The 10,028-nt window shown below is 75.2% G+C and carries 9 protein-coding genes; 4 read left to right on the forward strand and 5 right to left on the reverse strand.

All coding sequences use genetic code 11. The features are described 5' to 3' along the window. Positions 1–9: 9 nt before the first annotated feature. On the reverse strand, positions 10–1,863 hold the full coding sequence (locus tag ACFV4F_RS01175) for an NAD-binding protein (protein WP_380499979.1): 1,854 nt from the start codon (positions 1,861–1,863) through the stop codon (positions 10–12). A gap of 184 nt (positions 1,864–2,047) precedes the next feature. On the opposite strand from ACFV4F_RS01175, the gene ACFV4F_RS01180 reads away from it, so the two are divergent. Beyond that, complete coding sequence (locus ACFV4F_RS01180; protein ID WP_380436221.1) at positions 2,048–2,647, forward strand: HdeD family acid-resistance protein; 600 nt, start codon at positions 2,048–2,050, stop codon at positions 2,645–2,647. A 69-nt stretch (positions 2,648–2,716) separates the two neighbouring features. Here ACFV4F_RS01180 and ACFV4F_RS01185 read toward each other — a convergent pair whose 3' ends face one another. Both ACFV4F_RS01185 and ACFV4F_RS01190 read right to left on the reverse strand, forming a co-directional pair. Next, positions 2,717–3,421 carry a DUF6461 domain-containing protein gene (locus ACFV4F_RS01185; protein ID WP_380499980.1) on the reverse strand — a complete coding sequence of 235 codons (705 nt, stop codon included), beginning with the start codon at positions 3,419–3,421 and terminating at the stop codon, positions 2,717–2,719. Positions 3,422–3,452: 31 nt separating this feature from the next. After that, positions 3,453–4,961, reverse strand: coding sequence for a CoA transferase (locus ACFV4F_RS01190; protein WP_380499981.1), 1,509 nt, complete (start codon positions 4,959–4,961; stop codon positions 3,453–3,455). Positions 4,962–5,128: 167 nt separating this feature from the next. Between ACFV4F_RS01190 and ACFV4F_RS01195 the strand changes: the two genes are divergently transcribed. Beyond that, positions 5,129–5,824 carry an N-acyl homoserine lactonase family protein gene (locus tag ACFV4F_RS01195; protein WP_380499983.1) on the forward strand — a complete coding sequence of 232 codons (696 nt, stop codon included), beginning with the start codon at positions 5,129–5,131 and terminating at the stop codon, positions 5,822–5,824. A gap of 81 nt (positions 5,825–5,905) precedes the next feature. On the opposite strand, the gene ACFV4F_RS01200 is transcribed toward ACFV4F_RS01195, so the two are convergent. Further along, positions 5,906–7,213 (reverse strand): cytochrome P450, encoded by a 1,308-nt coding sequence (locus ACFV4F_RS01200; RefSeq protein WP_380499984.1) that lies wholly within the window; start codon positions 7,211–7,213, stop codon positions 5,906–5,908. A gap of 376 nt (positions 7,214–7,589) precedes the next feature. Here ACFV4F_RS01200 and ACFV4F_RS01205 point away from each other — a divergent pair, with 376 nt between their 5' ends. Next, positions 7,590–8,540 carry a hypothetical protein gene (locus tag ACFV4F_RS01205; RefSeq protein ID WP_380499985.1) on the forward strand — a complete coding sequence of 317 codons (951 nt, stop codon included), beginning with the start codon at positions 7,590–7,592 and terminating at the stop codon, positions 8,538–8,540. Between the two features lie 283 nt (positions 8,541–8,823). Here the strand turns inward: ACFV4F_RS01205 and ACFV4F_RS01210 are convergent, their stop codons facing one another. Then, positions 8,824–9,075, reverse strand: a complete 252-nt coding sequence (locus ACFV4F_RS01210; RefSeq protein WP_380499986.1) for a zf-HC2 domain-containing protein — start codon at positions 9,073–9,075, stop codon at positions 8,824–8,826. Between the two features lie 100 nt (positions 9,076–9,175). On the opposite strand from ACFV4F_RS01210, the gene ACFV4F_RS01215 reads away from it, so the two are divergent. Continuing rightward, positions 9,176–9,739 carry a sigma-70 family RNA polymerase sigma factor gene (locus tag ACFV4F_RS01215; protein ID WP_380499988.1) on the forward strand — a complete coding sequence of 188 codons (564 nt, stop codon included), beginning with the start codon at positions 9,176–9,178 and terminating at the stop codon, positions 9,737–9,739. Positions 9,740–10,028 lie beyond the last annotated feature (289 nt).

A 10,028-nucleotide genomic window follows, 5' to 3' on the forward strand; every position in this document is an offset into this window, starting at 1 on the left:
CGTTCCGCTTCACCAGCTTCGGCGACCTCGGCACCGGCGACAACGTGTTCGCGAATTCCTCGATCCACGGCGCGGCGGGGGGGCGCCGGGGGGGGCTACCCCCGGCCCGCCGCCCGGGTCCTCCAGGTCGTGCCGGTTCATGCCGATCAGCCCGCTGCCGTCCTCCACCGTCAGCTCCGCGATCAGCAGCACGTGCCGGAACACCGAGAGGGTGCCCAGCACCTCACGCCCCATCAGGGCGGCGGCGAACGCGGGCGCCGCCAGGTAGGAGACGGACCGGGACGCCGCGTTGTCCAGCGTCGCGTAGAAGTGCCCGGCGAAGTCGTCGTCGAACAGCCGCACCACCACCCGTACTTCGGGATTGCCGTGGCGCGCCTCCAGCGCCGCCTCCAGGTTGGTCGCGTCGTCGCCGCTGACCGCGACCACCGCCCGGCTGTGCTTCAGCCGGGCCCGGCGCAGTTGCTCCTCGAACGGGCCGTCCCCGAGGACGACCGGGATGCCGAGCGCCCGGACGGCGGCGATGCCGCGCGCCTGCGGGTCGCGCTCCATGCACACCACCGGCACGCCCAGTTCGTGGAGCTGGCTCGCGACGCGGGTGCCGACGTTGCCGAGGCCGACGACGATCACGTGCTCCCGGGTGCCGGCGCTCGGGTTGCGGGGCTGGCCGCGCCGCCCGGAGGCGAGCGCCTCGACCACGATGGCGGTGGCGACCGGCGCGAACGTGATGCCGCACAGCGTGATCACCACCTGTGCGACCCGCTGCCACAGGCCGCCCGTCCCCGTCCCGGCGGCGATGTCGGCGGGCTGGTCCGGCTGGGCCGCGCCGGCGAGGTCGAGCAGCGAGATGTAGACGGTCCAGCCGAAGTCCCGGCTCAGGTACCAGAGGACGGAGAAGGCCATCAGCACGGCGGCGAGCGCGATGAGCAGCACCAGCCGCATCCGGGCGCTGGTGAAGTAGCGGGCGGTGTCGAGCAGCCGCCAGCGCAACCGCCGTGCCCAGCTGATCGGTTCGCGCGGTTCGACCGGCAGCGCCTGGAGGGCGGCGATCCCGCCCTCGTCGTCGACGGCCGTGGACACCGCTCCGGTCGCTTCCTCCTGCGCGACCGCCCCGGCTGACTCGGCTAACTCGGCGGGCGCGGCTGCCCCGGCGGGCTCGGCGGCTTCGGCCGGGCGGCGCGGGGCGGGGACCTCGGCGCCGCCGACGCGCACCGGACCGTCGTCCCCGAACTCGCTCGCGAGCCGGACGAACTCGGCCGAGCCGCCCTCCTGTTCGGGCATCAGCCGGATCCTGCTGACGTCCTGGCGGTCGATGCGGTCGGCGACGATGCAGAGCCGGTCGGAGGTGATCGCCTCGTCGAAGGCGATGTGCAGGAAGCGTCCGCCGACCGCGACCGAGTTGGGCCGGCCCAGCGCCGCCGCCGCGAACGCCGGTGCCGCGGTGGCGGAGCCCGAGAGCGCGGCACCGTTCCTGAGGAGGCGTTCGATGTTCTCCCCGAGACGCTGGTTGAACATCCGCAGGACGATCCGGATGTTCGGGTTGCGGCCCTGGGCGCTGAGCGCCGCGTGGATGTTCTCCTGGTCGTCGCCCTCGACGAGGGCGAGGCCGCGCGCGGTCCCGATGGACACCGCGCGCAGTGCCTCGTCGGTGATGCTGCTGTACTCGACCACGGCCGAGACGCCGGGCAGCTGCTCGATCTGCGGCGCGTGGTCGTGGTCGCGGTCCGCGACCAGGACGACGACCGGGACCTCGTAGTGCTCGACGAGTTCCAGGACCAGCCGGTGGGCCAGCGCGTTCCCGCCGCGGACGACGAAGTGCTGGCTGATCGGCTCGACCGGAGGGGTCCCCCACCCTTCAGAAGTCATACCGACGGATGATATCCACGCCAGGTGTTCGGAAGGTGTCGTTCCGGGAACCGCGGGACCCCCGAACGGCGGTACCGCACGGGCGGTTCGCGGCCGGTGCGTCGAGGGTGGGTGTCGTCCCCCGTCCGCTTCCGACGCGTTCCGTACCCGTTCCCGGCTCGCCCCGGCCCGAGGAGGCACCACCGTGGTCCCCCCGATCATCACCCCCGACGGCACCGAGGTGCAGGGCCCGCTCGGGCTGCTCGCCAAGGCCGCCTGGCAGGTCCTGCTGCTCGCCGGTCTGGCCTCGCTCGGCCTCGGCATCGTCGTCTTCGCCTGGCCGCGCGAGACCCTGCTGGTGGTGGGCGTGCTCTTCGGCCTCTACCTGCTGGTCATCGGGATCGTCCAGCTGGTCGCGGCGTTCGGCACCCACGCCACCACCGCGCTGCGGGTGCTGGCGTTCATCAGCGGCGCGATCTGCGTACTCCTGGGCCTGCTCTGTTTCCGCAGCGCGGCGCAGTCGCTGCTGCTGCTCGCGCTCTGGATCGGCATCGGGTGGCTGTTCCGGGGCATCACCCAGCTCGCGGCCGCGTTCTCGGACCCGTACATGCCTGCACGCACCTGGCAGGGTTTCGCGGGCGTGGCGAACACGCTGGCCGGTGTGCTGCTGATGGTGTGGCCGGTCGGTTCGATCGCCGCGCTGACGGTCCTGGCGGGCTGCTGGCTGCTGATCCTCGGCCTGATCGAGATCGTGACGGCGCTCCAGATGCGCGGCCGGGCGAAGCGGATCCCGTCCGGCGTGTAGCCGAGCGGGCTCGGGTGTGTAGCCGAGCGGGCTCGGGCGTGCGGCTGTCCCGTGCGGGCCGGGCGCGCGTCACGGCCTGGGCGCGTAACCGATCCGGAAGGTCGCCGCCTCCAGGCGGCCGGCGCCGATCCGGACGTCCGTCAGCCGCTCGGCGAGGGCGAAGGCGGACTCGGTGTTGAGCTCGGTGTTCTTGTCGTCGAGGCGGAAGCCGCAGGCCGTGAGCAGGTCCGGAATGCCGGAGGCGTCGGCGTCGGTGCCGTGCCGCTGGTCGGGGAAGAGCGGTTCGAAGTGGAGTCGGCAGGTGGGGCCCTCCCACCAGTTGAAGGCGTCGACCGCGTTGACGTTGCGGAAGTGGGAGACGGCTCGGGTGCCGTCGGCGAGGCGGGGCAGGATGTCCCAGAGGCTGCCGAGGTAGCCGTAGGGCTCGACGGCGAGGGCCCAGCCGTCGAGTTCGGTGACGGCGACGAAGAGGCGGTCGGCGTTCTCGTCGTCGTCATCGTCGGACGGGCCCTCGGCCGCCTCGTCGTCGTCCTCGTCCTCGGCCTCGTCGTCGTCGAACAGGTCCTCGTCGTCCGTCCCGTCCTCACCGTCGTCGAAGGTCTCCCACGCGGCGACGACCGCTTCCAGGCCGGTGACCTCGCCGCCCGGGGCGGCGTCGAAGCGGCGCAGCAGTTCGTCGGCGCCGATGCCCTGGACGTACGTGAGGCAGTAGGCCTCGCCGAGCACGGGGTGGCGCTCGGCGAACCAGGTGAAGTCGGTGGCGTGTGCGGTCATGGGGCGATGCTGCCAGACGGCTGTGACAGCGTCAGAGCCAGGTGGGCCGGTCGGTTCCCCAGCGGCCGGGCGGGCGGGACCAGTTGGTGGGCGCACCGTCGTAGGCCACGGGCGGGAGGGCGTGGCGCAGGCGTCCGTAGGCGGAGTCGGTCTCGGCGAGGTACGGCGCCGGGTCGTAGGGGGTGGCGTCCGACGGACCGTCGGGGCCGGTGCGGGCTTCGGAGCGCGGGATGTCGTGGAGGAGCCAGGACGCGGTGCCGGCGAGGGAGAAGCGGAGGTGGCGTCCGCCGGGCCGGCCGGTGCGCTGCTCGGTGAGGGCGTGCAGGACGGCGGCGGCGATGAGGTAGCCGGTGCCGTGGTCGAGTGCCTGGGCGGGGAGCACCCCGGGGTGGCCGTCGAGGTGGCCCTCGGGGGCGGCTTCGTGGGCGGCGATGCCTACGCCGGCCTGGACGAGGCTGTCGAAGCCGCGGCGGCCGGCCCAGGGCCCGGTCCAGCCCCAGGCGCACAGCTGGGCGACGATCAGGCCGGGGTGGCGGTCGAGGAGGGCGTCGGGGGCGAGGCCGTGGGCGTCCAGGGCACCGGGGCGGTAGCCGGAGATGACGGCGTCGGCGGTGGCGAGGAGTTCCTCGAAGGTGGCGCGGTCGGCCGGGTCGGCGAGGTCGAGGAGGACGGAGCGCTTGCCGAAGCCGGTGTCGGCGTGGGCGTCGTCGGCCTCGGGGAGGTGGGGGGAGTCGATGCGCAGCACGTCGGCACCGAGGAGGGCGAGGGTGCGGGTCGCGACCGGGCCGGCGATGACGCGGGTGAGGTCGAGGACGCGGATGCCGGCGGCGGGCAGAGGGGCGGGGCCGAGCGGGCGGGGTGCGGCGGGCGCCGGGCCGTTCGGGGTCACGATGCGGGTCTCGATCAGGGGGTGAACGGTGTCGCCCACCGGTACGACGGCCACCGCGAGCGCCCCCGCCTCGTACGCGCGCTCCTGGACGAGTTCGGCGGGCTGTTCGCTCAGCACCGCCGCGAGCTGTTCGGGTCCGGCGTCGCCGGGCAGGCCGAGGGCGGTGAGCAGCCGGGTGCGGTGGTGCGGGTAGTTGGCGTGGGTGCGGATCCAGCCGTCGGCGGTGCGCCAGAAGCCGGAGTGCGGGGCGAAGCTGACGGGTGCGCGGCCGTCGACGGTCAGGTGGCGTTCGCTGACGAAGGCGGTGGCGACGGCGCCCTGGTCGATCCGCACGGCGGGGACGGGGCCGCCGGCGCGGTGGGCCGCGAGTTCGGCGGCGGCGAGGGAGCAGGCGGCGACGGCGGCCCGGGCGAGGCGGCGCACGGGCAGGCCGGAGGGCAGGACGGTGTCGGGGCCGTGGAAGGCGACCCGGTCCAGGAGGTCGGCGGAGCCGCCGAGGGCCGCCCAGGCGTGCGCGGTGGGGCCGTCGGCGTCGGCGGGTGCCTGGGCCGGCGGGTTCTGCCCGAGGGGCGCCGGCCCGGCGGGCGTCGGCCCGTGGGTCGTCTGGACGGCGGGGATCTGCTCGGCCGGGGGCGTCGGACGCTCTGTCATGTGCCGCATTGTGCTCCGCTTCCCGGACGTCCGCCGTGACGGCCGCCACCCCGCCTCGCCGACGTGCCCGCCGGAGCCTGCCGATCGACGGATTGAACGCGCACAGCCAACGGGTAGGGTGCGGACCGGGCGCCGGTGCGGCGCACGAACGCGTCCGGGGGGCCTGAATGCACGCGATCCGCCGTCTCGACCTTGGCTACTTCGTCCGGCCCGCCGCCGAGGCGGGCGAGCCGCAGCCGCGCGTCGAGCCGGTGCTCGCCTACCTGGTGCGGCGTCCCGAGGGACTGCTGCTCTTCGACACCGGCATCGGCGGCGGCGATCCGGAGACCGAGGCCCACTACCGCCCGGTCCGACGCCCGCTGCCGGAGGCGCTCGCGACGGCCGGTGTCGCGCTCGGCGACCTCGACCTGGTGGTCAACTGCCACCTCCACTTCGACCACTGCGGCGGCAACCCGCTGCTGGCCGGCACGCCGGTGCTCGTCCAGGCGGAGGAGCTCGCGGCGGCCCGCGAGGGCGACTACACGATCGACGCGCTGGTCGACTTCCCGGGCGCGGACTACCGCGTGCTGGACGGCGAGGCGGAGGTCTGGCCGGGAGTGCGGGTCGTGCCGACACCCGGGCACACGGCGGGGCACCAGTCGCTCGTCGTCGAACGCCGGGACGGCGCGATCGTCCTGGCGGGCCAGGCGTACGACTTCGCGTCCGGCTACGGGTCGGCGGTGCTCGCCCGGCGCGCGGCGCTCGACGGCGTGGCGCAGCCGCTGCCCGACCACCCGCGGTGGCTGGACCGGCTGGCGTCGTTCGGGCCGCGCCGGGTGCTGTTCGCGCACGACAACGCGGTGTGGGAACCGTCGGCCGGGTAGGCGTTCGCGGGCTTCACGTGACGGCCGGGCGCACAGGGCTCGGAACGTGCAGAGCTCGGAACGTGCGGGGCTCGGAACGGCTCAGAAGGTGAAGCGCAGCGACCGCACGCGGTTGTCGAAGTTGGACGGGACGAGGTCGGGCCCGCCGACCGACCGGAGTCCGGGCAGGCGGGTGAACAGTTCGCGGAACAGCACTTTCATCTCCTGCCGGGCCAGGTGCGCCCCGAGGCAGTAGTGCGGACCGCCGCCGCCGAAGCCCAGGTGGGGGTTGGGGCTGCGCATGATGTCGAAGGCGTCCGGGTCGGCGAAGACCGTCTCGTCGCGGTTGGCCGAGCCGAAGAAGAGGACGGCCTTCTCGCCGGCCCGCAGGAGTGGTCCGCCGGGGCCGCCGAGCTCGTGGTCGACGGCCAGTGTGCGGCGGAACTGGATGATCGGGGTGGCGTGCCGGACCATCTCGTCGACCGCGCCGCCGAGCCGCCCGTCCAGGTCGTCGAGGAGCAGGGCGCGCTGGTCGGGGTGGGCGGTGAGCAGGTGGAGGCCGTGGGCGAGCGCGTTGCGGGTGGTCTCGACGCCGGCGACGAGCAGCAGGGAGAAGAAGGCGCCGAGCTCACGGCCGGTGAGCCGGCGTCCGTCGACGTCGGCGGTGACGAGGGCGGTGATCAGGTCGTCGGCGGGTGCGCTGCGGCGCCGGCGCCCGATCGCCGCGACCATGAGCTGCATCCGGGCGAGCGCCGCCAGCCCGCGGCCGGGCACCCGCAGGCGGCTGCGCAGCGGCCGGGCGACGCCGGTGTGTTCGGAGGCGTGGTTGACCTGGTCGAGGATGGCGCGGCGGGGCCGCTCGGGGATGCCCATCAGATTGCAGATCACCTGGAAGGGGAGTTCGGCGGCGACGGCGGTGACGAAGTCCTCGGGGCGGTCGCGTTCGACGACGTCGACGAGGCGGGTGGCGACGCGGCGGATGTCGTCCTCGGCTCCGGAGAGGAGGCGGGGGGTGAAGGCGCGGGAGATGACGCGGCGCAGCTGGGCGTGGCGGGGGTCGTCCAGGTTGACCATCGAGTCGCCGAACAGGGCCCGGACCCAGCGGGGCGGTTCGGGGGTGGTGACGCCGGGGGCGCTGCGGAAGACGGCGGGGGTGCGGCTGGCCTCGACGACGTCGGCGTGGCGGACCAGGGCGTGGTAGCCGCGGCCGCCGGCGCGGTCGCCGACGTAGAGGGGGGTGGGGCGGCGGCGCAGTTCGGCGAAGGCGGCGGCGCGGGCGGGGGCGGGGAGCTGCCAGAAACCCGGATCGGCCAGGTCCGGGGCGCCGCCGGACGCGGGGCTTGAGCCGGAGCGGGAGGTAGCGCCGGGGCGGGCTCCGGCCGAGGCCGGCCGGCCGGTCGTGGTGTCCATGGCCGTGCCTCCTGGTGGTCCGCTGTGCCGACACTGGTGCCGGGCTCCGGCGCCGGCGTGTGCGCATCGTACGGGGTTGTGCACATTTAGTGACCAGGGGGTGGGAGATGTCAAATCACCTCGATGGTCGTGCGAGCGGCTCGTATCGTCGGCTCGTCGGCCGGTTGGGCCGGGCGGTTCTCGGCCGGGCGGGCCGGGGCGGGGCGGGGCGGTCACGGCCGGGTGGCCCGGGCCGGGGCGGTCACGGCCGGGTGGCCCGGGCCGGGCACGTCCGGTGAGGAGACGGCCTTCGGCGACGCGGCCGGGCATGGTCTCACGCGGCGGAACCGGCCAATACCGGAGGGTGCGGTACGGGCGCGGGCCGACGGGTGCGACGATGAGTGCCATCGTGATGACCGACCGGATCCGCTCGCTGCGCGCCGTGGTCTTCGCCACGCTGTGCGTGGCGCTGGCCGCCGCGGCACACGTCGCCATGGGCGGGGCCGGGGTGTCGCCGTCGGTCCTGGCCGGCGCGTCCGGCGCGGTCCTCGGCGTGACCTGGCTGCTCGCCGGGAAGCGGCGCGGGCTCGGGGTGATCAGCGCCTGGATGGTCGCGGCGCAGACCGCGCTGCACCTGCTATTCGAGCGCGCCGGGGCGCTCGCGCCGACGGGCGGCGGACTCGGCCGGCTGACCGGCACGGACTGGGCCGCCCTGCTGCTCTGCAACCCCGGCCGGGTACCGGGCGGACCGTCTCCCGCGGACCTGGCCAGGATGGCCGGACTCGACCCGGACGCACCACCGGCCTCCGGGCTGCACGCCGTGGCCGGACTGCGGCACGGCGCGGCTTCCGCCGCGAGCTCGGGAGCCGGTCTCGGCGACGGCACGGGCATGGACCTGACCGGCATGGCCGGGATGGATGGAATGAGCGGCATGCCGGGGATGCCGGGCATGCCAGGGGTGCCGGGCATGACGGGGACGTCCCCGGCGCACAGCATGGCCGACGCCTCCGGGCAGGCCGCGGCCACCCACGGGATGGCGCACGGCATGGCCCACGGAATGTCCGTGGGGATGGTCGCCGCCCACGTGCTGGCCGCGCTGGCCTGCGCCCTGCTGCTCTGGCGCGGTGACGCCGCGCTGGTGCGGATCTTCGAGCTGCTCGGCGCGCTCGGCGCCGTCGTCGCGGGCGCGCTGCTCGTTCCGCTGCTGACCCTCTTCGCGCGGCCCTTCGGCGTCCGCCCGCCGGCCCCGCCCCGGCGCGCCGCCCGGCGGACGCGGCAGCCGCGACAGGTGCTGCTCACGCACGCCGTCGTGCGGCGCGGGCCGCCCGCGCTCGCCCTCGCCTGCTGACGCGCCCGTCTCCCCGCGTTCCACTCGCTCCACCCGGTCGGCCACTGCCACCGGGGGCACTCCGACGGGCAGGTCGCCCTGCCGTCCGGCCGAGCGCGCTGCGCCGCCGTGCCGCCAGGGCCCGGGCTCGCGCCTGCCGCCGCTCCCCCTGGGTGCGGCGTGCGGCGCGGACGGCCCATGGACAGCTGCGGTGCCGCTCAAGGCGGTGCCGCTCCCAGCCCTTCTCTCAGGACCCTTCATGCCTGACTACGACGGCGCACCGGCTTCGGCCGGCGCCCTCGTCCTAACGCTGCGGGCCGCCCGGCCCGTCCTCCTCCAGCCGGGGCAGCCGGGCCAGCAGGCTCGCGGACCAGTCGGCGGACGGGCCGTCGGCCGCGCTCGCCGCCACCCGGCCGCGCAGCCGTTCGGCCTGCTCCAGCCAGTCCCGGCAGCCCGCGCAGCGGGCGACGTGACCGTCCAGACGGCCGTCCGGGAGCCCGGCCGCCTCGCCGTCGAGGCGGGCGGACAGGGCGGTGCGGAACTGCGCGCATCTCATATGGTCATCGTCCCTCACGGCTTCGACGGGCGGCGCGGCCGGGTCCGCCGGACTCACCGGACCGACGGGCGGCTCCACGGACGGCGCGACGGAGGCCGCCGTGGATGACGACCAGCTCACCGCGCTCGCCCTGACCGCCCGGGCCGGACGGGCACCGGACGTCGAGGCCTTCATCCGCGCCACCCAGCGGGACGTGTGGCGCTTCGTCGCCCACCTGACCGACGTGCAGTCCGCCGACGACCTCGCCCAGGAGACGTTCCTGCGGGCGCTGCGCAGCCTGCCCGGGTTCGCGGGGCGATCGTCGGCCCGCACGTGGCTGCTGTCGATCGCCCGGCGCACCGTGATCGACCGGTACCGGACGGCCGCCGCCCGGCCGCGCCTGGCCGCGCTGCCGGACTGGCAGGAGGCGGCGGAGCGGCAGGGCTCCGGGCCGACGGCCGGGTTCGAGGACGGGATCGCGCTCGGCGACCTGCTCGACCGGGTGCCCGCGCAGCGGCGCGAGGCGTTCGTGCTCACGCAGGTGGTCGGCCTGAGCTACGCCGAGGCCGCCGCAGTGGCGGGCTGCCCGGTCGGCACCGTCCGGTCCCGGGTGGCCCGGGCCCGGGAGGAGCTGATAGCCCGCCTCCGGGCGGCCGATGGCGGGGAGCTCGCGGCGGCGTGCTGAGCACCATGGCCGGGGGCGAACGGCAGCGGGCCGTGAGCGGCGTGCGGCGTGCAGCGAGCAGCCGATGAGGACCGGCGACTGACAGCCGACAGCTGACAGCTGACAAGTTTCAGATGACAGATAACAGATTTCGAAATCTGTTATCTGTCATCTGTCAGTTGCCCGCCGCCGTCCCCCGCCCGCCCCCCTCGTGCGGGTTTCGGAAAACTTCCTCCAAGTGTTCGGGAACCCCGCCCCCTCCACCCCCGACTGCTGTACCGGACGCCGGCCCCCCCGTTGGCCCCACCCC

The organism is Kitasatospora sp. NPDC059722 (genome assembly GCF_042733235.1).
Taxonomy (GTDB): Bacteria; Actinomycetota; Actinomycetes; order Streptomycetales; family Streptomycetaceae; genus Kitasatospora.